The organism is Cohnella sp. WQ 127256 (assembly GCF_024519285.1).
Taxonomy (GTDB): Bacteria; Bacillota; Bacilli; order Paenibacillales; family Paenibacillaceae; genus Cohnella.
In genome coordinates, this window is sequence record NZ_JAMZCY010000006.1 from 142417 (window position 1) to 166185 (window position 23769).

General features: G+C 44.0%; 18 protein-coding genes and 1 pseudogene. 16 read left to right on the forward strand and 3 right to left on the reverse strand.

Annotated elements, in window-relative coordinates; translation table 11 throughout:
• The first annotated feature begins 2 nt into the window (after window positions 1-2).
• The 4 genes from nagA to M1K58_RS19140 all read left to right on the forward strand — a co-directional run bounded on the left by nagA (window position 3) and on the right by M1K58_RS19140 (window position 6567).
• Window positions 3-1184 carry an N-acetylglucosamine-6-phosphate deacetylase gene (nagA, locus tag M1K58_RS19125; RefSeq protein ID WP_256760477.1) on the forward strand — a complete coding sequence of 394 codons (1182 nt, stop codon included), beginning with the start codon at window positions 3-5 and terminating at the stop codon, window positions 1182-1184.
• 143 nt (window positions 1185-1327) lie between these two features.
• The gene (locus M1K58_RS19130; protein WP_256760478.1) at window positions 1328-4372 is read left to right on the forward strand and encodes an S-layer homology domain-containing protein; all 3045 of its coding nucleotides are present in this window, start codon (window positions 1328-1330) and stop codon (window positions 4370-4372) included.
• A gap of 301 nt (window positions 4373-4673) precedes the next feature.
• Window positions 4674-5483, forward strand: coding sequence for a MerR family transcriptional regulator (locus M1K58_RS19135; protein WP_256760479.1), 810 nt, complete (start codon window positions 4674-4676; stop codon window positions 5481-5483).
• 145 nt (window positions 5484-5628) lie between these two features.
• Window positions 5629-6567: a WD40/YVTN/BNR-like repeat-containing protein gene (locus tag M1K58_RS19140; RefSeq protein ID WP_256760480.1), complete on the forward strand. Its 939-nt coding sequence runs from the start codon at window positions 5629-5631 to the stop codon at window positions 6565-6567.
• Window positions 6568-6577: 10 nt separating this feature from the next.
• On the opposite strand, the gene M1K58_RS19145 is transcribed toward M1K58_RS19140, so the two are convergent.
• The 3 genes from M1K58_RS19145 to M1K58_RS19155 form a co-directional block, all read right to left on the reverse strand.
• Window positions 6578-6883, reverse strand: coding sequence for a hypothetical protein (locus M1K58_RS19145; protein ID WP_256760481.1), 306 nt, complete (start codon window positions 6881-6883; stop codon window positions 6578-6580).
• Entirely contained in the window at window positions 6880-7245 is a 366-nt protein-coding gene (locus M1K58_RS19150) for a DUF6864 domain-containing function (protein WP_256760482.1), read from the reverse strand. Before M1K58_RS19150 ends, M1K58_RS19145 begins: the two co-directional genes overlap by 4 nt.
• A 203-nt stretch (window positions 7246-7448) precedes the next feature.
• The gene (locus M1K58_RS19155; RefSeq protein ID WP_256760483.1) at window positions 7449-7772 is read right to left on the reverse strand and encodes a 2Fe-2S iron-sulfur cluster-binding protein; all 324 of its coding nucleotides are present in this window, start codon (window positions 7770-7772) and stop codon (window positions 7449-7451) included.
• A 164-nt stretch (window positions 7773-7936) separates the two neighbouring features.
• Here M1K58_RS19155 and M1K58_RS29515 point away from each other — a divergent pair, with 164 nt between their 5' ends.
• The 12 genes and pseudogenes from M1K58_RS29515 (at window position 7937) to M1K58_RS19205 (ending at window position 23746) form a co-directional block, all read left to right on the forward strand.
• Window positions 7937-8212, forward strand: coding sequence for a sigma-70 family RNA polymerase sigma factor (locus M1K58_RS29515; RefSeq protein WP_306220574.1), 276 nt, complete (start codon window positions 7937-7939; stop codon window positions 8210-8212).
• Between the two features lie 24 nt (window positions 8213-8236).
• Window positions 8237-8470, forward strand: coding sequence for a sigma factor-like helix-turn-helix DNA-binding protein (locus M1K58_RS29520; protein ID WP_372339190.1), 234 nt, complete (start codon window positions 8237-8239; stop codon window positions 8468-8470).
• Window positions 8457-9746, forward strand: a complete 1290-nt coding sequence (locus tag M1K58_RS19165; RefSeq protein ID WP_256760484.1) for a hypothetical protein — start codon at window positions 8457-8459, stop codon at window positions 9744-9746. The genes M1K58_RS29520 and M1K58_RS19165 overlap by 14 nt, the downstream gene beginning before the upstream one ends.
• Before the next feature lie 198 nt (window positions 9747-9944).
• Entirely contained in the window at window positions 9945-11675 is a 1731-nt protein-coding gene (locus tag M1K58_RS19170) for a sensor histidine kinase (RefSeq protein WP_256760485.1), read from the forward strand.
• Window positions 11675-12790 (forward strand): response regulator, encoded by a 1116-nt coding sequence (locus M1K58_RS19175; protein ID WP_256760486.1) that lies wholly within the window; start codon window positions 11675-11677, stop codon window positions 12788-12790. The genes M1K58_RS19170 and M1K58_RS19175 overlap by 1 nt, the downstream gene beginning before the upstream one ends.
• Window positions 12738-12869 (forward strand): annotated as a pseudogene (locus tag M1K58_RS29715) (S-layer homology domain-containing protein); the annotation flags it as partial. The gene M1K58_RS19175 and the pseudogene M1K58_RS29715, both read left to right, overlap by 53 nt.
• 3 nt (window positions 12870-12872) lie before the next feature.
• A complete protein-coding gene (locus M1K58_RS19180) occupies window positions 12873-13133 on the forward strand; it encodes an S-layer homology domain-containing protein (RefSeq protein WP_256760487.1) in 261 nt (86 codons plus the stop codon).
• A gap of 285 nt (window positions 13134-13418) precedes the next feature.
• Window positions 13419-15944: a glycoside hydrolase family 2 protein gene (locus M1K58_RS19185; protein ID WP_256760488.1), complete on the forward strand. Its 2526-nt coding sequence runs from the start codon at window positions 13419-13421 to the stop codon at window positions 15942-15944.
• 112 nt (window positions 15945-16056) lie between these two features.
• Window positions 16057-19200 (forward strand): GxGYxYP domain-containing protein, encoded by a 3144-nt coding sequence (locus M1K58_RS19190; RefSeq protein WP_256760489.1) that lies wholly within the window; start codon window positions 16057-16059, stop codon window positions 19198-19200.
• A gap of 134 nt (window positions 19201-19334) precedes the next feature.
• Window positions 19335-21692: a helix-turn-helix domain-containing protein gene (locus M1K58_RS19195; protein WP_256760490.1), complete on the forward strand. Its 2358-nt coding sequence runs from the start codon at window positions 19335-19337 to the stop codon at window positions 21690-21692.
• 78 nt (window positions 21693-21770) lie between these two features.
• Window positions 21771-22847, forward strand: coding sequence for an ABC transporter permease (locus M1K58_RS19200; protein WP_306220576.1), 1077 nt, complete (start codon window positions 21771-21773; stop codon window positions 22845-22847).
• Window positions 22848-22864: 17 nt separating this feature from the next.
• Window positions 22865-23746, forward strand: coding sequence for a carbohydrate ABC transporter permease (locus tag M1K58_RS19205; RefSeq protein ID WP_256760491.1), 882 nt, complete (start codon window positions 22865-22867; stop codon window positions 23744-23746).
• Window positions 23747-23769: the final 23 nt, after the last annotated feature.

A 23769-nucleotide genomic window follows, 5' to 3' on the forward strand; every position in this document is an offset into this window, starting at 1 on the left:
ACATGAACAAACAGGATAGGATCATCATGAACGCTAAGATCGTTATGCCAGACGGAATAGTTGAAGGAGGCTGGCTACGGGTAGAAGAAGGTCGTGTGGCTGAAATTGGTGATAAGACGACTTTAGATCTGAATAGGCAGAAGGATTTAGAGTGGTTAGACGCGGAAAATGGTTGGCTACTCCCTGGATTCATCGACGTTCATGTCCATGGCGGAGCTGGCTATGACTTCATGGATGTTGATACGCAAGGCATAGGAGAGATTAGCCGATTCCATGCACAGCATGGAACGACGGGATTGCTCGCTACGTCGCTTACTGCGCCTAAAGCGGATATAAGCAGTATGCTCCGCGGGGTCAGCGAATACATGTCGGAACCGATGCCCTATGCGCAGGTGTGGGGTGCGCATCTGGAAGGTCCATTCATTAATGAAGAATGGAAAGGGGGACAGAACGGGCAATACGCGATCGTCCCCCAGCTCGCATGGCTCGAGGAGTGGGTTTCGGATTTCCCAGGCATCATCAGAATTCAGACGCTTGCTCCCGAGCTGGATGGAGCTTTAGTCTACATCGATCGTCTGGTAGCCCACGGAATCGTTCCCTCCTGTGGACACACTGACGCGACATTTGATCAGATTAAGGAGGCCGCAGATAGAGGGCTGCGGCATGCCGTCCATGCTTTTAACGCAATGCGTCCTTTCCATCACCGAGAGCCGGGAACGGTTGGCGCAGTGTTGACGGATGACCGCATCATGGCAGAGGTCATCGCGGATGGCCATCATGTCCATCCAGCAGGTCTTCGACTGCTCCAAAAGGTGAAAGGCACGGATAGGATCATACTCGTGACGGATGCCATTTTGGCGGCAGGTCACGAAGACGGAGAATACGTGCTTGGAGGCTTGCCCGTAGTGATGTCATGCGGAATCGCAAGATTGAAATCGTCAGGTAACTTGGCAGGCAGCACACTTACTATGATCGACGCTTTCCGCAACATGATTCGGGAAACTGGCCTATCCATCGAGGAAGCCAGTAAGATGGCGAGTGTTAATCCAGCCAAGCAGATCGGGCTTGCGGACGTTACGGGCAGCCTGAAACAGGGTCTTCGGGCGGACCTCATACAACTCAGCCCAGCTCTCGAATTGCGTAGGGTGTGGATAGGGGGAATACCGTTAAGCATGCATGGCTGAATAAGAATACCGTTCGGGAATTCGGGTGAAGTAGCCTGTTCATGCACGAAGAATGAGCAGGCTTATGGTAAAAATCATACTTTTCTACACCTTTAGGAGAATATCGGACTATTTAAGGGCGTGATATCATGAACTAAGTAAAAATGAAATGGGGAGGTGTTATTATTTTTAGGCGAAGATTTAAATCTCTGATCTGGACATCCATTTTTCTGATGCTGTTTAGCGTAATCGCTCCGTATCTTGCTTCTGCTGCTGAAAGCGGTGCCAAGGGTGGGGAGCAACCGGCTACATTCAGCGATATCCAGTCTCATTGGGCGTACAAAGAAATTATGGAGCTTTCCGCTGCGAACATTGTGAATGGTTTCAAAGACGGAACATTTAAGCCTACTGGCAATGTCACTCGGGAAGAGTTTCTGAAGATGCTCGTAGAGCTAAGGAAGCTTCCGAAGGAATCCAGCGCTGTTCTGTTCAATGACGTTAAGCCGGAGCGCTGGTCTGTACCTTATATCGCTGCAGGATTAACGAACGGCATTTTGCTTCTCGCTGATTTTCCAGACGGTTTTAAACCGAGCCAGCCCATTACGCGGAATGAAATGGCGGTTTGGATTGTAAGAGCGTTGCAGCTTCCGCCGCAAAAGGAAGAGAAATTACTTGGAAATGTGAAGGATCAAGCGGATATTAAGTGGAATCGTGACTTGATCGAAGCAGCGTTAGGAACGGGAATTATTCGAGGGAATCCAGATGGTACGTTCAAAGGTGGGAATAATTCTACTCGAGCGGAAGCAGCGGTTATGTTGGTGCGCGCTCTTCATTATTCACCGGGTCAAACGCCGACAACACCGACTTCGTCATCAGATGCTCCTCGCAAAATTGTAGAATACAAGCCTGAAGTGAAGCAAAGCAATAGTACGAATTATTCGAAACGAGATGAAGTTACATGGGTCATTAACGATCCAAATTTGAAGTTAGAGGTTGGCGATGTGTTTGTCATGCCTCCGAATGACAAATATTTTGGCGGTATTGCGAAAAAAGTGGTATCCATTAGTCGGGAGAAGGGTGCTCTTGTCGTTAAAACATCAGTTCCCAGGCTTAGGGAGGTTTTCTCCAAGCTCGACGTGCATGCGATAGAGGCCATTAATCCAAAGATGCTCGTCCCAGCAGATCCTTCGATCCAGATTAAGATGAACGAAGTATCCAAATTGGATACGTCCTTGACCCTGCCCTGCTTCAATATTGCCATGAATAATGCAAATTACGAAGGTCTTGTTCTCAATGCTCGCATGAATTTCTGTAACTTAGGGGTAATTGCGGATATTGGTCTTGATATTGATGTGGATTGGTTTGATGTGGATTTGGATTTTTATTCAAAACTGGTGCTAACCGGAGATATAACGACTAATGTGACATTGAAAGCCGATACAGGAAAAGGTGACATAAACAAGCCCAAATTTATTCCGTTGACAGCTCCATTTTATGTGCCTGTTTTTACTGGTGTATTCGTAAAAGGACAGCTATATTTGAGAATCGACCCTAAATTTGGAGCTTCATTAGAAATCAAGTTTGAGGATAAATTTCATCTGGAACAAGGCTTCACCTATTCGTCCAATAAAGGCTTCCAAGCTATTAATAAAACAACGAACACAGCAACGTTAGATGTGAACTCGAAGGTTAACGCCAGTCTCGCTGCCGGTCCGGATTTCCAATTAACGCTGACTTTATTAGATATTGCCTATGCTGGAATTGAACTTTATCCTGGTATTCGAGCGGACTTTATAGAACAAGAGCCATGTGATGCGATCAGTGTTAGCGCTTTTCTCAAATTAGATGTGATTGCAGGCTATGACGTGTGGGTAGCGGATGGTAAAATATCAAAAACTTTGGTGAACTTGGATTATCTGTTATTTAAGGATGAAATCAATTGTGCACCACCACAGCCACCTAATAACTTGAATGCCAAATTAATTGGTGTAAATGTTCAATTCGGTAAGTTTGGTGAGGGCATATTGGACCGAACTGATGTTGAACTGAGATGGGACACAGTGAGCGGTGCAACGAGCTATAACGTAAAGCGCTCGGATGCTCCTGGTGGTCCGTTTAAGGCCAAACGCTCCAACCTTAAAGGGACTACGTATACGGATACGACAGCTTCCAAAGGGAATACGTACTATTATCAAGTCACAGCAGGGAATGAAAATGGTGAAGGCGCGCCCTCTCGAATTCTACCTGTCACCGTAGTGGATATGCCACCTCAACCACCTGTGAATTTAACCGCGGTAAGGAGTGGCGGAACAGCCATTCTCAACTGGGATAAAATTGGTGGCTTCATAACGTATAATGTGAAGCGAGCTGAAGGCTCCAGCAATACCTATGAGACGATAGCTTCTAACATTAACGAGTCTACGTTTACGGATACAGCGGCTTCTATTCTTAAAGGATACAGCTACATCGTCACAGCATTAGATCGTGGTGGAGAAAGTGAAATTAGCAATAAGGCATATGTTACTAAGGGTGTTGTAATAGATATAACACCCGTCACACCACAAGTTCCTATAGAAGTATTGTTAATGCCTGCTCCCGACAATTTTATCGCAGAGCCACACAGTGGGAAGGTTGTCCTCAGTTGGAATGCAGTAAACACAGCATCAGGCTACAACGTGAAGCGCTCGAATGCTACCGACGGTACCTATGTAACAATTGGTTCCAAGGTTAGCGATACGACCTTCACGGATACGACAGTTGAAAACGGCAAAACGTACTACTACAAGGTCACAGCGTTGAATAATATCGGCAATGAAAGCAAGGACTCCCTTATTAAAGAGGCTAAGCCGGTGTCGCCTATTGATCTTAAAGACATTATTGTAATACCAATAGATCCAGTAATAACCGTAAACCCATTGTTTGTGCCTACTCCCGGGAATTTCAATGCAAGTACAGACATAAACAGCGGGAAAGTTATCCTCAGTTGGAACGCGGTTGAAGGTGCAACAGGCTATAACGTGATGCGCTCAGGCGCTGCGAACGGTACCTATGAAGCAATAGGTTCCAAGGTTAGCGGTACGACTTTCACGGATTCAACGGCCGCAATTGGTACAACAAACTACTATAAGATCACAGCAGTGAATAATAAGGGTGCTGAAAGCAAAGCTACTCCTATTAAATCGGCTACACGGAGTTCTGGTATAAGGTAAAAAAGCCGCCACAGTCTTATTCGACTGTGGCGGCTTGGGTTGCTTCTGCACTTCCGCTAGAAAGGTCTTTTATTGAGGAAATGATCTTTGTAAATGATTATTAGGGTGCAACAGTTATGACTCCCGTACTTACTGTGTCGTTTGCTGGTGCAACATAATTTCCTGCATCAGCCCCTGAAGATCAACTAACCCCAATATCCCTCAATTAGGATCTTGGCTCGAATAAAAATAAGGATTGACCTTGCCCCAAGGTAAACGTTGTAGGATGGAAATACAGACCACTGCGAAAGGAGGACTCGATTTGCTTACCGTTGGACTTATCGCGCGCTTATTCGATATAACACCCAAGACGCTCAGGCATTATGATGCCATCGGATTGTTCAAGCCAGTCCGAATCGGAGAAGATAATCTGTACCGCTTATATTCTCCCGATCAATTACCCGAGCTGCGAAGAATTGTATTCCTTCGTTCCATGGGTCTCGGAATTGAAGCGATCCAGGTACTTAAGCGCAACGGTACCTTGGGTGACGCTGATAAGATCAGACTGCTTCTCCAGCAGAGAGCAGACGGTATTCAAAGCGAAATTGCAGCTCAGCAAAAGCAGCTTGCTGCCATCCATCGCATGGTCGAGTATATGACGTTTAATGGAGGCATACCGATGGAACCAAGAATGGTGGAAAACGACTCGTTCACAGTTGTCGGCATGGAGTGGAACAGCAAAACTAGCGAAGGGGATATTCCTGGTATGTGGCAGAGGTTCATGCCGCGAGAGCATGAAATTACAGGTAAGCTAAATCCCACTGTCACCTATGGGATTTGCCAGTCAGGGGACAACGATGGCTTTACTTATGTAGCGGGTTTTGAGACGAATGGTGAGAGTATTCCTGAAGGGATGACGAAAGTAACCGCTCCGGCGCAGCGCTATGCCGTCTTCACTCACAAAGGGAATATCGAGCAATTAGGCGTAACTTACGAGCTGATCTACAGCAAGTGGTTACCGTTCCATGGCCTCGAGCCAATCAAAGGCATCGACTTTGAGCGATACGACGAACGGTTTATCGGGCCGGAGGACGAGCGCTCGGAAATGGATATCTATATTCCAGTAGCTTGAGCAGAGTAGGGGGAAGGGAATCAGACGAATCTGATTCTCTTTTTTTCTGCGTTTGCAATTAACTTTTTCTTCCTTAAAATCGTCTATTATGTAATTCCGTACTGATAAAAAGGCATTATCGATGAGTTCAGGAGGGAAACATACTATGAGGCAGCGATTTGTGGATATCTTAAATAGGAAGAAACAACGAAATGGGGTTGTCCCTTCCGTCTTGCTGTGGATTGGGGCGGTCGTCCTGCTCTCCGCTTGTACGAGCGTGAATGGACAGAGCTCGGCGTTTAAACCGGGCACCGTATATTCCGTCGGCTTCAACGGCAATCAATTCATTTCCTATGATGCCGGTAATTCGTATTCGATTGACCAAGAAGGCAATATATCGATTTCTTACAAGAACGGAGCCGTTACTGCGAAAGCTCCTGTGCAGTTAGATGTGACCGGGAAAGTTATGGGGATGGGTAAGGAAGAAACAGGACTTTATATATCGGAGGACAAAACGGCTATCGTGTACGGTTTCGCGAACGGAGCATCAGAGCCACTCCATGTATTAATCACGGATGACAAAGGTGACACATGGAACGACTATGAAATCAAAGGTGCAAAAGGATTTGAGACAAAATTTATCGGGTTCGCAACGGATAAGGAAGGTTGGATTGTTAGCGGCGCTTCCAACGGGCTCGGAAGTGCATTGAATTACGTATACCAAACCTCGGACGGTGGAAAGACATGGGTAGAAATTGGGAACGCAAATGAGGTTTATTCGGAACATCTGACGGCTGCGGGTTTTTATAACCAAGATATTGGCTTTTTAGGCTTCCGATATTATATGGACTACGGGCCAGTCATTTATTGGACCAAAGATCAAGGAAAGTCATGGGAAAGACTCACCGTCACGCTGCCGGATAAGTTTGACGAATACAGGATGAATCCTCTCTCGCCTATATTTAACGGGAAAGAAGGCCTGTTTCCGATTGCAGTAAGAGATCAGGAGCTCAATGACATTGGAACCATTAATCTTATCAGCAAAGATGGTGGCCTGACATGGGTTTATGATGAAACATATGACAAGCTGGAAGGTTACAAATAAGCTATTAACCTCAGGTGTTCTTAGATTGTGATCCGATTAAATATCCGATAATTGTTGTTTCGACGGGGAGTACCAGCGACCACATTTCTTTTAATCCGAAATCGGTTGAACGATACTTCTCAGGTGTCAAAGTATAGACAAGCGCGATGAGGAGTATTCCGAGTGCGATTGTACCAACGATGTACAAACGGACGTTGTCCCCCGAGCCGAAGAACCTTCCGAGGAACCCCAGCTCTGCTTTACGTTTCTCGTTCTCTGCATTCGCTGCAATGATCTTGCTGGTGACTTTAGGATCTTGGATTTCAATTTTATTCATGAATCCAAGACCCCTTCCCCCGCGTAAAAAGTAAATGTCAGCAGCCAAGCCGTCATGTCGAAGTTTATGGTTACCTCGTAACGAAGAGACAACTTACGATTGTTTAGAACGCCGAGATGGATCATATCCTGGTTACCGATCGGCTTGCCTCTAGGGAAGTTGACGCATGCGATGCGCACCTCGTTGTAATGGGTAAGCCGTATGTCGGTCATGAAGTCATCCCGTTCCGCTTCATGTTCAATGCAAAAAACAAACGTTAAAGGATCATTCTCTTCGGACAACATGATTTCAATCGGGCTCATTCCGTAAGCGAATACTCTTCCGTGATAAACAACTTCGAATCCTCCGGACGTTATTTTCATGCTCATCCCCCAAGGCAGACTGTCATTCGTACGAGCGTCATCTTCCTATTTATATGAATAAGTAATTAGTACATGACAACTGGCACCTGATTTTACTGAGGATATTTCACTTCAAGTTTTTGAAAATAATAATGAAACCACTCCCGTTAGAAGTGGCTTCATCTGATATGGATATGGAAGTCTTGTTCTCAAAGAAAGTTCAATCAATCCTGGGGACGTGTTCCTGGTTCCAGGCCTGTAGATGTGGCTGTCTTAATAAGACGGACCGTTATGTCACTATGTAGCCGAATTTGGCAGGATAGTCGGACGGTGTCGTCCTCGATTCCTTTGTTGCGGAGCACTGTCGCTTCTGCTTCTTCCTTCTCGCTCACATTCCCAGAAAGAACCTCTACGGCACATGTCGTGCACTTGGCGTTGCCACCACATCGGTGCAGAATGTCGACCCCGCTATCCTCTAACGCTAGTACTAGCTTCGTACCTTCGACAGCCTGAATGGCGTCTCTTCCTTCTATTTGAACCGTCGGCATCGACCATTCCTCCTTGTTTTGTCCTTACTCGCTTACTATTAAACCATTACCTTCATGGATTAGTCCAATTCGATCGTTATTTCGTCAAAAGAAATTCGCCGTATTAAAGCTAAATGTCCAATTAACTGCGTCTAATCTATAGAAGCTTAAAAGTGGAGTGGGTGATGGAGATTATAGATCTGGTTAAAAGAGCACAGCGAGGCGATGGAATCGCGTATTTAGAACTGTATCAGCAGTATGAGGATGATATATACCGTACGGCTTACGTTTATTTAGGCAATCAGGAGGATGCGCTCGACGTTGTTCAAGAAACTGCATATCGATCGTATAAATTCATTGGCAAGCTGAAGGAGCCACAGCACTTTAAAACCTGGCTTATCAAAATAACCATTAGCTGTGCCATTGACCTGCTCCGTAAACGTAAAAAAGAGGTTCATTGAAAACCTGAATACTACGATTCGATAATAGCGAGCAATGATGGCGATACTCCGCTCTCCTTATCGTTACAAGAGTTAATCGGGACGCTTGATATTGAGGAAAAGCATGTGATTATTTTGAGGTTTTATTATGATTTTACAATCCGTAAAGTAACAAAGATCATGGACATTCCACTTGGAACAGGAAAGACATTGTTGTATCGAGCATTGAGAAAATTGCGGAAGCGGGTAGAGGGGGATAACATTTATGAGTCCAAATAAACTTAAACAGCAGCTCAGCGCTATCCCCATTCCTTCCGGGATTCGTCAAAAGAGTCAGCTGGGCATTGAACAAGCCATGTTGGAGCAACAAGAAGACAGCCGTCGAAAGAACAAGAGGGTCAGGCGGAGAGTGGGTGCAATTGTCGCAGCTCTTGCCCTAATATTTCTGTCAACAGATCTCATGAATCATAATTATGTCTGGGCCTCAATACAAAAGGCGCTTCAGTTCGTGCCTGGCATTGGCATTGTCAAAGAGGAAGATTCATCATCGGAACGGTACGTTCTGAAGCAACCGATTTCTTTGAATGTTGGGGAAGGGTCCATTATGATTACCGGTATTCTGTCAGATGAAGATATGACTTATATCACGATGGTGGGAAAGAATACGCAAAGGTTCGAAAGTATTACTTTAGTAAGTGAACAAGGAGCCGAGTATAACTTAAGAAGCTCCACGGCCTCTTGGAGTTCGACGGAGTGGACGTCTGGATTCTGGCATAAAGGTAAGCTAAATATTGGTGGGGAAAACATCAAGCTGATCTTCCCTTTGGAACCTACAATCGAAGTGCCTATTACTCTCGCGAAAGCCGAAACGGTTTCCAGTTATCAGGATATGGGAGAAACAGCTACTGCAAACGGCGTATCCATTACCGCAATTGCCGACCGGGTAGGAGAGCAGGCGAGGATCTCATTCGTTGCTCGTCATTCCGAGGACTTTGACATTAGCGATTACGGGATATATGGCGTGCATATGCATGATGAGAGTCAAAAGTTATATGTATTAAATGACACCGGCAAAAAGGTAGAAATCGAGCATATTCGAGGCGTTAGTAGTCCTGCAAGCGAGTTTTACTTCGGATTGTCGGGAAAAGCAGGAGGGCACTATACGTTATCTCTACCCGAAATTAGTGTGACTTATAAGGATGAGGTCTCGATTAAGGTATCGACAGAAGCGAAACAGCTATGGAATCAAACCTTCGAAATCGCCGGATTTCCGGTAACGATCACACGGATCGAAAAGCTAAAAGAAAACGGGCTTAGGGTGTATATGGATTTTCATTATAACGAGGAAGCGCCTGCATCTCTATATAACCTCGACATAGAGGGATTTAGCAACGTCGCCAAACTAAATGAGCGTACCGGTGCAATTGATTACATCGAATTTGAAGTTGAACCAGGTAGTAAGCAAGTTAACTTAAAGTTAATTAGACCGGGAGTTATCATGAGGGGACCATGGCAATTTGAATTTGCGGAAGAAAGCTTTAAGGTAGGGAAATAAGTTTCAGTTAAGAATAATGGTAACAAGTATAATCGCACTGGCAATGTTATTTAAATGAAGAGGATCTTCTCTGTGAAGCTTCTCCTTGCCTTGCAATAGAGCGACCTATATAATGGTAAGATATTCCTATTATATAGGTTTATTTTAATTCAAAGAAATTAATACCCTTTACATGTCAGAATGAAGGAAGCCTACCTCATGAATGCCACGTTAGAGCTTGTCTTTATGATTGCGTCAATGATGATGATGGGTTTCATTTTGCTTTCTATTTATAGGTTCAGAAAAGTTCGTGGTGTAAGTTATCTTGTCGGTGTAATCGTGTGTCGGATTATTTACGCGAGCGGTGTCATCCTAGAGAAAAGCAGCGATTTATTATTGGATAAGCTGTTTTTTCGCAATATCCATCAAACGGCGCTCAATTTAATGGTGCCGTTCTTTTTATTGTTTACACTTGAATTAATCGCTCGCGACAGGTTATTAAGGACGCGATGGAAGGTTATGCTTTTCGTGGTGTTCGCGCTATGGTCGCTTCTGATGTGGTTCGATTCAGATCTTCATATGATCTATCGCTCGATTGAGCTCTATGACGGCCATTTAGTCACTATGAAAACTGTATATTCCATTACGTTTGCTATGATGTGCTACAGTATTGTGGTTGTATGTATGTACTTTCTATTTCAGTATATAAGGAATATTCGTCATGATTTGCGTAAGCCGGTGATGTGGGTTCTGTTTCTTGCTTCATTTTCTTTTATACTTGAGATTGTAAAATACTTGAATCCCGAATGGTCGCCATGGCTACTTCCGTTGACGGTTTATTGTGGATTTATAGGTATGTTAATGCTCGTTATTATACTGCGTTATAAATTTTTCTCTATCGTTCCTTTTGCTAGGAACATGGTGCTTGATACCCTTCAGGAAAGTATTCTGATCGCGAATGCTTCAGGGCAGATCATTGACAGCAATAAGCAAGCCTCTCAGTGGTTTGAGAAGATGGGTTATTCAGCTATATCCGGCCGAAATATCGCAGAGCTGCTAGAGCAGTGGCCCAATTGGCATATGCTTTGTGAGTCTATGCAGCAGGGTAATGTGGAAATTGACATTTGGCTAGATGGAGAAAGAAAAATTTACAGTGTGAATGTATATCAATTGCGTACACAGCGTCGACGGAGGCAGGGCAGTATTTCTCTTATCTTTGATATTACGGAGAAGCAACGGCATCTGGAGCAGATTGCACAGCTTAACCAGTTGAAGGACCAACTGTTTACAATTGTGTCACACGATATTCGAAGTCCGTTGGCGCTGCAGTTTCAACTTGTTGAATTGTTAGAGGAAGATAGTGACAGCTTCGAAACGGATCATCGGGAAATCATCGAGAGGCTGGCTAATCAGACTCGCACCACACTCGGAATGGCTAATAATTTGTTAGAGTGGTTCCGCAGCCAGAGAGAAGACATGGTTCTTCATCCACAGTTACTGGAGCTGTCTGAGGTTGTGGAGGATTGCTGTCATATACTGCATATTACAAGCGAGTCCAAACAAATTACAGTGAATAACAACATTGCTTCAGGTACTCAAGTGTATGCTGATCGGGAAGCTGTCGGGCTAATTATCCGCAATTTGTTATCCAACGCCATCAAATTTACTGGAACAGGTGGTTCAGTCGATGTGAATGCACAGTTATCGGAGGGCATGGTGATTATTTCCGTCCGCGATAATGGGGTTGGTATGGAAGAAGAGCAGGTTCGTCAGCTATTTGGTGAGAAGCAGCTCAACTCATTGAACGGCACGCTGGGAGAGAGGGGAACGGGACTTGGACTGCTCGTAAGTCGGCAGTTCGTACAACGAAGCGGTGGGCGTTTGTGGGTGGAAAGCAAAGCGGGGCAAGGGAGCGTATTTCATTTCACCGTGAGAGGAGGTACACCCTGATGAAAGTTCTCATTGTTGATGATGAGCCTGCGATGCTCCTGGTGATGAAGCGAATGTTATCGACGATGGAAGACGTGGAGCTTGTTGGAAGCTTCTGCAGTGCGGCAGAGGCGCTCAACTTCGTTCGGGACTGTGACGTGGATCTTGCAATCCTGGACATCATGATTGCTGAGGATGACGGTTTAGAGCTGGCCCGTCGCTTGCGTTCGATTCGTGCTGAGCTTGCCATTGTGTTTACAACCTCGCATGCAGAATTTGCGATGGACGCTTACGATGTTTATCCATTGGACTATATAGTTAAGCCGATTTCCAGAATACGCCTGACCCAGACGATCGCAAGAGCGGCTAACATGTATAGCGCTGCAACCTATGATACTGGTGATCTCGTACCTAACCAGCTGATGGTTCGGGGAATGGGGTGCTTCGAGGTCAGCAGCAAGCAAGAAGGTTCAGTGAAATGGATTTCCAAAAAAAGTATGGAATTGTTCGCCTATTTGCTCACTAGTAGAGGTCGGAGTGTAGCGAAAATCCGGATTTTGGAGGATATTTTCCCAGAGATGCCTGTTAAGAATGCGGAAACTTACCTCAATACAGCGGTCTACCAGCTTAGGAAGGTTTTATCGCTACAAGGGTTCAAGGATGTCGTTATTTCAGCACAAGAACAGTATCGTGTGGATATGGATCAGATCGTCGTTGATTTTATTCGATTTGAACTGGTTATGGAGGAAATGATAGAGATCAACGAAGATAATGAAGCTGCGGCTATAGAGGTAGAGAAAGAATACATAGGCGAGCTGTTCGAGGGCAAGTGCTATGATTGGGCAAATGCGGAAAAAGAACGACTAACGATGTTGTTTGTTTCATTCTTGAAGCGTCTTGCAAGCTGGTTGCTGGCACGTAAACGGTTCAGTGAAGCAGCACAAATGGCTAAGAAAATCTTATCCCGTAATGAGTTTGATGAAGAATCAAGCCTACTGATGTTGAATATATTCGCTACGATGGGAGATCGGCAGTCGCTCCATAACTATTATGAACGCTATACACAATTGCTACTACTAGAGCTTGGCATGCAGCCTTCGACGAAAATTCAGCAGCTCATTCAGCGATTTCAGTGACCACTTTCTCAATCAAATAATTACCAACGGCTTTGCTGACGGAACATTCCGTCCAAATGATAAGATTACGAGAGAGCAAGCAATGACCATTATGTCTGTGGCTATGAAAATGACGGAGTTGAAAAAAACACTTCCTGCGAAAACGCCAAACGAATTGCTTGGATCATTTGTAGATGCAGGAAAAGTTTCCAAGTGGGCAAAGAGTGGCGTAACCGATAGCTTGCTAGCGGATATCTTTTCTGATAAAACGAGTACAATGCTTGCACCTCAAGCGTCTATAACGAAAGCCGAAGTAACTGTCATTATCAAGCGACTGCCACAAAATTCCAAATTGATTAATTGAACTTATCTCGCGCAACTTATCTCACGTATAGGAAAATCCTTATCATTAGAAATGCAAACAAGTACCCATCCAATCGATGGGTACTTGTTTGCATTTCAATATATGTTAAAAGATCATGAACGATCAAGCTAATCATTAAAAAACAAGCTACATATTCATAATCCTGCGATGTACATTAAGAGACATCCGGCAGAGATGATGAGCGGGAGGTTAGCTAGAGAGAAATGAAATTGAAGGGTTCCGCGAGCTAGAACATATTTAACGTTGATAGGAGATGACGGTGAAGTGGAAATAAGCTTAAGCGGTGATGACTGGACGCTAACAGGCTGGCATCATCTTCAGTGGCACGTGCATTCATCTATGGAGCTGGGCAGTTCATTCCACGCACCAGTTCCCTGTATTAAAGCGGTGGTACCCGGTGCGGTACAGCAAGATTTAATGGCAGCAGGATGGCTATCCAATCCTAATGAAGGTTTAAACAGCTTGAATCACGAATGGGTCAATCATCGGGATTGGGTATTCGAGAAGTCCTTCGAAGTATCAGAGGAATGGCTTCAGGATCGGTGCGAATTGATATTCGATGGACTAGACGATGTAGGAGAAATCTATCTCAATGGAGTTAAGCTGGCTGATTTCGAAGGGATGTTTAAGCCAATCCGGCTTGATGTTACCGGACTTATTCGTAATCGCGATGAGGGTGTAAACCGGCTGCTGGTCGCTTTTTTTCCAAGTCGGGAGGTCTACGGGCAATATGGATATTCCAACAGGATAGAGGTATTGAAGTCGCGATTTAACTATGGCTGGGACTGGTGTCCGCGAATCGTTCCGGTTGGAATATGGCAAAGTGTGCGATTGTTAACATACCGCGGGCTTAAAATTACGGATTTCTACCCCGATGCTTCCTTAGAGAATGATCTGACAATAGGGCATGTACACTTTAAAACGGAGATAGAGGTATTGTCGCCAGGGTGCTTTACCTTTGAATATAAGGTAATGAATAGCGATGGGCAGACAATCTATATCAACCAATCATCAGCGGCGCTTCGAGCGGGCAGAACAATGTTGGAGCAGCATATATCCCTCGCCGATGTGAAGCCCTGGTGGCCTAATGGTTATGGAGAGCATCCGGTCTATTCCACTATTCTGACAGTTTGGGATGCGGAGGGACGAACATGCGATGTTCGGACCAGAAGCATCGGATTCCGGAACATCAAGTTTATCCAGAATGAGCAAGCGCCGGCAGGATCTCTTCCCTATACGCTGCTTCTTAATGGAAAGCGCATCTTTATGAAGGGTGTCAATTGGGTGCCGATTAATCCTTATTATGGAGGCGTATCCCAATCGGACTATGAGCGTTACTTAAGCCGGTTCAAAGCGATGAATGTGAATGTATTGCGGGTTTGGGGTGGCGGCATAACAGAGAAAGAGCCGTTCTATGACTATTGCAACCAGAATGGACTGATGGTATGGCAGGAATTTCTGCAATCCTCCAGCGGCATTAATAATTGTCCTCCGGACAGTGCCGTATTTTTGAAGCAATTGGAGGAAGTGTCCCGAATCGCTATCATCGAGAAACGAGCACATCCAAGCTTGATCATTTGGTGCGGCGGCAATGAACTCATGTGGGATAATTTTCGACCAGTAAATGAAAACCACTCCAATATTGCGCTGCTTAAACGTATTGTTGACGAGCTGGATCCCCACAAGTATTTTTTGCCGGCAAGTGCATCCGGTCCACGCTTCACCGCTTCTGAAGATGAATTTGGTCTAGGTGTGCATCATGACGTGCATGGCCCTTGGGTTTATTCGGGGGAGGAGTCACACTATCGTTACTTCAATGGAGACGATGCTTTATTTCGCTCGGAGAGCGGAACGCCAGGTACTTCGAGGGTGGAAATGATCAGAAAATGGGCAGGCAAGCAATCCTGTTGGCCGCCAACCAAGGACAATCCCTATTGGAATCATCGCGGCTCATGGTGGCTCCAGTGGGATCAATTGACCGAATTGTTTGGCAGTTGGGACAAGGAAAATGAAGAGTTAGACGCCTACTGCCAAGCAAGCAGATATTTGCAAATGGAATCGCTGCGATATATGGCGGAGTCTGTGCGTCGTCGAGAACCGCAATCCTCCGGTTTCATCGTATGGATGGGTAACGAGCCGTTTGCCAACAATGCCAACACTTCGCTCATTGAATTCGATGGGGTGCCGAAGCCTGCTTACTATGCTCTTAAAAAGGCTTTCGCCAAGTTTCATGTTTCAGCATCATACGAGCGGTTGACTTATAAGACTGGTGAGCGATTCTCGGCATCGGTTTATGTACATGATGAAGAAGGTCTCCAGGAGTGTACGGTTACATGCAGGATCTATTCCGCTGACGGCATGTTGCTGCTGGAGAGAGTATTTGAGTCCGATTTGCTTACAGTCGTGAACAAGATCGGCTCGATCGAATGGGATGTTAAGCCATTGGAGCATTCCTTATTTATCGTATCATTGACAACAACAAGCCGCGGTGGAGTAGTGGCCGACAATCGCTATTTGTTCACCATAGACGCAATCGCGCCGTTGGCGCCATTGCGGTCACTTCCACAGGCCAAAATCAGGTTGCTGAAAAAGGACGAAGGAATCGTGCTAGTTAACGATTCGCATATCTGTGCCGTCGGTTTGATGTTGATTGAACGGGATGCCGGTCGCATGCTGCAATTGGATCGCAATGATTTGATCTTAATGCCTGGAGAGCAGCAAGCTGTTCGATGTGCTCAAGGATCGCTGGAACAGCAGGATTTATATATGGAGGGGCTAAACATCAGATGAAAAGACAGAATTCATGATAAATCATGCAATGAATGAATATTCGAATGCTTGTTAGAGAGAAGGATGTGGTAGTTTTAATGCAAAGTCAATTCAAACAAATGGGGTGGTATTGATGGGAAAAGCTACGAAGATAATGATCACCATTTTAATTTGTATTGCTTCAACCTTTAGTGGTTACCAAGTTTCCACTGCAACAGGAAAAACCGTCTATTATTTCAAAGCGTATGATCTGGCCGGTTACAATGACCCAGAAACTGGATTACCTAGTACTCTGCTTGGGATGTCAGACTATGTCGCATTAAAAATCGTGCAAGGGGTTGTAAACAGGACGGAACCTAATCTCTTTGTAGATCAAAGCCTAAATTATTACACTGACAGCGATATACACTGGAAAGCCTATTATGAGAACAAAGGATACACCTTCGTCACGTTAAATTCAATCGGTGAGGTGTATGACACCTTCAAAAGCTATTTCAATGGTGTAGTCACCTTCAATCACACGCTTACCACGGACCTGTACCATTGGCCGGAGCTTGATATGGCTGCTGTGGTGGGATCTCTTACCGACAGAATACCGATCTTATCCTCACAGGTTAGCCATTTTCAAACCGAATATGGTCTATACCCTGCTACAACTTTGACTCTTACGGATAGCTTTATGGATTATCCAGATGCCCCCAGTATAATAAGCGGGAGGCTCGAAACCTATGGATGGACTACGCCGTTGCAAGCTTATGAATGGGGTTATAATCATTTGCTGAAATATTGTAACCCTCATGAGTTTCATCATATGGCTGAAGAATCCTTTGACCTGGCGGCAGAAAGAAAAATGTTCTATGCATACCTTCTATCAGGGGATTCGAATCAATTTAACCTCTTAAAAAGTATTTACGGCTATTATGATGCTAGGAATGCTTCATTCCCTGTATGGGGTTGGGTTCAACAGGAAGATATAGATCTCGATGCCATGGCACCCTATGGTGGGTATATCAAGATGGCGGGCAGTACCAACTTATCATTTCATAATAAAATACCGACTGCAGAAAATTCTTTCAAACATAATGTGAACTACACTATGGATAATACAACGTTAGATGAAGATAAGTATTACATCACATTTACTGCCTCCGAGAATGATACGCCTAAAGCTGTCACGACATTCCAGTTCGGATCGTGGCTTGACGACAATAGAGGAGAAGTTCCGATCAACTGGGGATTCGAGGCAAGTATGGCGGAAGAAACACCTGCACTAGCAGAATATTATTACGCAGCTGCGACAGATAATGACTATTTCTTTAGCGGTGGGGCTACACCGCTAGGATTTGCCGATTATGATGAAATGCCCGTGGATGCAAGAAATGACATTAAAAATCGTGGTGCGATTCTAATGAATAAGGTAGATCAAAGATTTCTTGATTTATACAGCGGTTATGGGGCGATCGGTCCATTCGATCCTGCCATCTATGAAGATTTGGGCGGAGCGTTAGGGCTAGACGCCTTCGTGTCGGAAATTCCGTCGGGCGATTATCAAGTATGGGGTAATACTTTCGTGTCGGGCAGATCAAACATGTATCCGCTAAGACAAACTGACTTCAGTGATGACTTCTCAAGTGGTACCGGCAAATGGACATCAGCAAGTGGGACTTGGGCAATTGAAGGAGGGGAATTCAGTCAGAGCAGCACCGCCCTTACCCAACGCCTGGCTTATGCGACTAGCGGCGTGCACACTTATGTGAATGCGGATGTCAGGCTTAGCAAGCAAGCCTCCGTATCAGGCTCGGCCGGAATTGTCTTCAGGAAGGGAACGGGTGACAATTATTACTGGTTCTATTTGAAGGATGGCAACAAGGCAGGCCTTATGAAGGTGGTTAATGGAACCCAGACGATTCTCGGGACAGAAGTGGACTTCACACATCAAGCGGATACGTTCTATGATCTTAGAATTGTTGCATCAGGTACATCTCTCAAAGGTTACGTTAACAATAAGCTCGTAATTGATATAACAGATGCAACTTTCACATCTGGATCACTAGGATTGGCAACCGGATCATCCCATACTCACTTTGATGAGATAAAGGCTGTATCTACTACACAAGCACAACAGATTATCAATTATATTAAGAGTCAAACCGTCGATATCGCAAAAGCAAAACCCTCTTTTCTCTCAGGTTACTATGGCTATATGTTTACAGGAGAGGCTGAAAAAAACCAGTATGGTCATGAGCCCGGAGCAGGGCAGGTGATGGCTGTAAATCCGACAATTCTAAAGGAAGTCCAAGATACGCTAAATGCTTTATTTCCTGGTCAATATAAATTTGCCAGATTAGATGAAATGGTGTCTGCACAAAGGTTGTATGCTGATCGATTAATAACGAGTATGCACGATGACTTGAATGATTTCTCGAAGATGCATAGTCATAGCCCGAATTTGTATTTCGACACAAGCGGTCCAACGAATTTTAATGGAGATGCTTCAAGGCTGACTAGGAATTCGAATACAGAGGAATACGCGGTCTATAAGACTCCTTCGATGACAAGGGATTTAACTGGTTTTTCAGCAGAAGGATGGTTCTGGCCCGATGAAGCCATTACAGATTATGCGTTCTACACTTCGCCGGATAACATAACCTATACGTCATTTACCTCGTCGACAACGACAGTAAGCGGAACGGGATCGGTCTGGAACAAAGTAATATATAATGGAAGCAATCTGCCTGCTGGGACAAAATTTATAAAGATTGTGTATAAACATAATTCGTCGAATTATTGGAATCCACAGTTGGGCAGCTTTGAAATCCTCACTGAGCCTATATCCGAGACAGTGACCGATGACATGAATGATTGGTCGAAAGTATTCAGTCATAGTGCGAGCCTCTTTATCGACGCAAGCGGTCAAGCGAATTTTAATGGAGACGCATCAAGGCTTGCCAGGACTTCGAATACAGAGGAATATGTTGTCTATAAGACGCCTGCAACAGCTCAATCTATGACAAGCTTCTCGGCGGATGGATGGTTTTGGCCCGATGAAGCCATTACAGATTATGCGTTCTACACTTCGCCGGATAACATAATCTTTACGCAATTAGCTCCGTCGAAGACAGCCGTAAACGGAACAGGCATAGTCTGGAATAAAGTAACGTATAGCGGAGATACATTGCCTGCCGGAACAAAGTACCTTAAGATTGTGTACAAGCACAATTCCACAAATTATTGGAACCCGCAATTAGCAAGAGTGGAGTACACATTTGCAAATTAATATCGCTCGCTAAGCGATTCTGGAAAAGTGAAAGTAATACTTCTGCATATCAATTGCAGAGGTATTACTTTTATCGTTGTATGGCGGCTCTTGAAATTTCCATTTATTCTTAAATATCAACGGTGGGGTAGCCTATGGGGAAGACATCAGCATGGAGTCCATTTATCTATTTCTTGAAGCATAACAAATCATTAATTCGAATGCTCCTCATCCTAATCATGTCCTGTGCTATTCTTCTTTCATCGTTGTCTGCATTTCTATTCAGCAAATATTCGGAAAGAAGCATACAGGATACGTACAGCATCTCAGTGGATCAACTAGAGCAGACTTATCGAATGATAGATGCACAGTTGATGGCTGTGTATAATTATTACTCCAGATTTTTTAGAAACAACAGCAATGTATTTAATGCTCTCTATGCCGATCAATTCGGAACGGAAGAGATGTACGAGATTAGTAAAACGCTTATCGACTCTATGCAGTTCAGTCCCTTAGTCTCGTCTGTTTATATCCTAAATCGGAATGCTGACGCCGTATTCTCAAGTGGAACAACAGTTAGGGAGACCGGGGAATTCTACGACAAGGACATTGTGGATTATTTGAACGAGACTAATGTGGTCAACAATCCGATCTTTATTCCTAGGGATGCAAACTTTCGTATTTATGATAAATGGGAAGAACACAAGTTTATCTCTATTATTTTCTCAGAATCATCGAATACAGCGACGACCGATGCAGCGTTAATTATCAATATCAGCCTCGAAAAAATAAAGGAAATGTTGGCGCTGGAGTCGATGGGCAATAAGAATCAGAAGTTGATCGTTAACCACAAGGGTACCGTCATTATACAAACGGACAATTTTGCCTCCAATCGTGAATTGTCGGATGAAGCGTTTTTTCGCACGATTCAATCAAATGCCAAAGAAGAGAATAGCGGATACTTCACCTCGGATAAACAGGGCAAGAAGCACTTCATTACGTATTTAAAATCCAGTAATATTCTAGGATGGTACTTCATCAGTATCATTGAATATGAACAATTGGTATCCCGAATATCTCAACTGGGAGACACCGTTTTTCTGATTACAGGCATTTTTATCCTCATATCCGCCATTATTTCTCTATTGTTTATAAGAAGCTTGTATAAACCGATACATCGCTTAATCCAGCGGGTTAAATCACAGGGCAAGCTTTCGGCGAATTCTTCATCGGTCAGCGAATTCGAGTTTCTTCGCGATGCCTTCGATCACATGACAACCGATATATCCGGATTGAATCATACATTGAACGCCTATAGGCCGGCCAAGAAAAAGGAGCTTCTGGAGCGGCTCATACGTAACGAAGTCTACCTGAACAAGAATATGGAGGATGAACTTCAATCTGTCGGCATCCCACCCAATTCTGAGCACAATCTTATTGTTATCCTTAGAATAGATGAATATAAAGCATTATCAGAGCGCTACTCTCTGCGGGATATCGCGTTATACCGGTTTGCCATTTCTAATATTTCGAGTGAGCTAATTGAAGGGAATTATTATGTTGAAGAAATTGAGAGCAGAGAGGATACAATTAGCTTTCTTATTAGCTCAATGAAAGGCAAACCCTTACTGAATGTAAAAGAAAATTTCAAAAACATTCAAGAAGCAGTTGAAATCAATGTGAAGCTGTCCATAACTGTGGGAATCGGTACTGTATTCAGTCATATTTCAGATATTGGAAAGTCCTATTATAGTGCTATAAACGCTTCGAATAGCAGACTCAGACTTGGCAGGGGAGCTATTATTGATCAGGATTCAGTTCCAGGTAATGGGGGAGAAGAATATTTATACCCGCTTGATTTGGAAAAAAAGCTAGTGGATAGTCTGAAGCTTGAAGATGAAGAAAAATATATGCGAACATTAGACAAGCTCATGCAATCGGTAAGTCAATTTACTTATGACGAGATTATTCTCTCCTTAACCCAATCGGCACTTGCAATCATTAAGACAGCTACAGGCATCATGCAGGTTGATCCTGAGCGACTGGGATCACAGAGACAGAATATTATGAAACAAATTTCTGAGTTAGACACCCTTAATGAAATTAAGGATTGGTACAAGAAGCTTTATATTGCAATTATCACCGTTGTGAACGAAAGAAAAGATTCCAAGCAAGAAGAAGTGATTAAGAAAGTTGAGGAATACATCCTTACACATTATCACGATACGAACTTGAGCGTTGAAAGTCTGGCTGAGTTGGTTTACCTATCGCCTAATCATTTGCGATTAATCTTCAAGAAGCAGGTAGGAAAGTCGATATCCGAATATATTACGGATGTTCGATTCATGCATGCTATGCAGCTGCTGCGAGAAACAAATGATTCGATCAAAGATATTGCGGAAGAAGTGGGCTTTGCTAACTCAAGCTACTTCTATACGAGCTTCAAAAAATATACGGGAGTAAGCGCTGCGCAGTATCGGGAAGATTCCAAAGAACGCCATTTGACCTCATAAGGGTCAGATGGCGTTCTTTCATTTCGTTATTCATGAATAATCGGTTACGTAATGAGGATATTAGGTGCCCATTCATGAATGATCAAGGCAATCATTAAAAAACAAGCTACTCAACAATGTGCGTTAAAGGATAAGCTGATAAGCAATCGACGAGGTCAAGAGTTAGAAATACTTATTGGTGATTTTATGGATCAGGAGTGTGCAGAGTGGATGGAGCAGACAAAATTTAGAAGAAACGTGTTTCAATCGGTTTTTCGAGAATTGGCAAGAAATAAATATCTTTATTTGCTGACAGTGCCAGGCTTACTTTTTATTCTGATCTTCAATTACATTCCGATGCTCGGTGTCTATGTAGCCTTCTTGGATTTTAATCCGATCAAGGGTTTGACTGGCAGTGAGTTTGTAGGCTTGCGAAACTTCGACTTCTTTTTCAGCGGACTCGATTGGCCGCGAGTGACGTTTAATACGATTTATCTTAATCTTCTATTTATCCTGGGAGAGATTGTATCCGCAATCGTGTTGGCTGTCGTCATTAATGAAATAGGCGGTAAATGGTTTAAGAGAGTAACGCAGTCAGTCATTATTCTTCCTTTCTTTATTTCTTGGGCAGTGGTCTCGATATTCATGATTGCACTCCTCTCCTCAGATACGGGCTTGATCAACAACACTTTAGAGGCTATGGGCTTACAATCCATCAGTTTTTATTCGTCTCCCGAAGCGTGGCCAGGGATTCTGATCGCAATCCGTATTTGGAAGAGCGCCGGATATGGAACCATTATTTATTTGGCTGCAATGGCCGGAATTAACAATGATTTATACGAGTCGGCCAAGATTGATGGAGCAAACCGCTTGCAAATGATTCGTTATATCACACTCCCTCTAATGAAGAGCATCACAATCCTTCTTGTCCTGCTTGCTCTAGGGAAAATTTTCTATGGAGATTTCGGCATGATTTATGCGCTGGTCGGAGATAACCAATTCTTGTACCCAACGACGGACGTCATCGATACGTTTGTGTACAGGTCACTTCGTACGTTAGGGGATTTCGGCATGGCTTCAGCAGTTGGACTGTATCAGTCCATTATGGGGCTTATCCTTATCTTGATCACGAATAAGATCGTGAAATTATACGACAGAGATGCTTCAATTTATTAATTTGCTGGGGGACCAACATGAAAACACGAACATGGAGCGACAAGTTGTTACTGGGGATTTTCTATATTGCCATTAGTTTATTTGCTCTCGTTTGTATTCTACCCTTCCTGTTGCTGGTTTCCAGCTCAATGACGGATGAATTGTCACTTATTCAGAATGGATACAACCTGATGCCTCAGAAATTTTCCTTTGAAGCTTATAAGCTCATTCTTAAGACAGATGTCATCTACAATTCTTATCTTGTCACCGCCATCATGACCTTAGTTGGAACGGTGCTCAGTATGATCGTAACTAGCGGGATTGCTTACGCGATTTCAGAAAGAAGACTGAAGTATGCAGGCGTCATCTCTTTTTTCTTATATCTAACTATCTTGTTTAATGGCGGTTTAGTCGCGTATTACCTGTTAATTGTGAAGTATTTGCATATGAAGGATACGTTATGGGCGCTAGTTCTTCCAGGTATTTTAAGTCCATATTACGTGTATATGCTCCGTAACTTTTTCCGTACAGTACCGGAAGCCTTGTCTGAATCTGCACGTATTGATGGGGCCAACGATTTTACGGTTTTGTTGCGAATTATTATACCGGTTTCGTTGCCTGCGATGTCAACGATTGGGTTGTTTTATGCAATCGGTTTCTGGAATGAATGGTTCAGAGCACTGTTGTTTATTGAGAAACCAGATCTTTATCCTTTGCAATATATCATTATGGCTATTATTCGTAATCTCGATTTTGCGAGCAGCATGATTAATAGCAATCAGCAAATCGCCACGGTCGTACCTGCGCTCTCGGCAAGGATGGCGACTACTGTCGTTGCAATTGGGCCTATCATTTTTCTATACCCTTTTCTCCAGAGGTATTTCATTCGAGGGCTGGTTATGGGTGCTGTGAAGGGCTAAGTCCGATATCCATCGGTTTAGTA

Bases quoted from the DNA above. Each gene is read 5' to 3' on its own strand.
- M1K58_RS19170 (WP_256760485.1), top strand. From the start codon at position 9,945: ATGAATGCCACGTTAGAGCTTGTCTTTATGATTGCGTCAATGATGATG.
- M1K58_RS19145 (WP_256760481.1), bottom strand. From the start codon at position 6,883: ATGAATAAAATTGAAATCCAAGATCCTAAAGTCACCAGCAAGATCATT.
- M1K58_RS19200 (WP_306220576.1), top strand. From the start codon at position 21,771: ATGATCAAGGCAATCATTAAAAAACAAGCTACTCAACAATGTGCGTTA.
- M1K58_RS19140 (WP_256760480.1), top strand. From the start codon at position 5,629: ATGAGGCAGCGATTTGTGGATATCTTAAATAGGAAGAAACAACGAAAT.
- M1K58_RS19195 (WP_256760490.1), top strand. From the start codon at position 19,335: ATGGGGAAGACATCAGCATGGAGTCCATTTATCTATTTCTTGAAGCAT.
- M1K58_RS19130 (WP_256760478.1), top strand. From the start codon at position 1,328: ATGAAATGGGGAGGTGTTATTATTTTTAGGCGAAGATTTAAATCTCTG.
- M1K58_RS19155 (WP_256760483.1), bottom strand. From the start codon at position 7,772: ATGCCGACGGTTCAAATAGAAGGAAGAGACGCCATTCAGGCTGTCGAA.
- M1K58_RS19175 (WP_256760486.1), top strand. From the start codon at position 11,675: ATGAAAGTTCTCATTGTTGATGATGAGCCTGCGATGCTCCTGGTGATG.
- M1K58_RS29515 (WP_306220574.1), top strand. From the start codon at position 7,937: ATGGAGATTATAGATCTGGTTAAAAGAGCACAGCGAGGCGATGGAATC.
- M1K58_RS19180 (WP_256760487.1), top strand. From the start codon at position 12,873: ATGACCATTATGTCTGTGGCTATGAAAATGACGGAGTTGAAAAAAACA.
- nagA (WP_256760477.1), top strand. From the start codon at position 3: ATGAACAAACAGGATAGGATCATCATGAACGCTAAGATCGTTATGCCA.
- M1K58_RS19190 (WP_256760489.1), top strand. From the start codon at position 16,057: ATGGGAAAAGCTACGAAGATAATGATCACCATTTTAATTTGTATTGCT.
- M1K58_RS19205 (WP_256760491.1), top strand. From the start codon at position 22,865: ATGAAAACACGAACATGGAGCGACAAGTTGTTACTGGGGATTTTCTAT.
- M1K58_RS19165 (WP_256760484.1), top strand. From the start codon at position 8,457: ATGAGTCCAAATAAACTTAAACAGCAGCTCAGCGCTATCCCCATTCCT.
- M1K58_RS19150 (WP_256760482.1), bottom strand. From the start codon at position 7,245: ATGAAAATAACGTCCGGAGGATTCGAAGTTGTTTATCACGGAAGAGTA.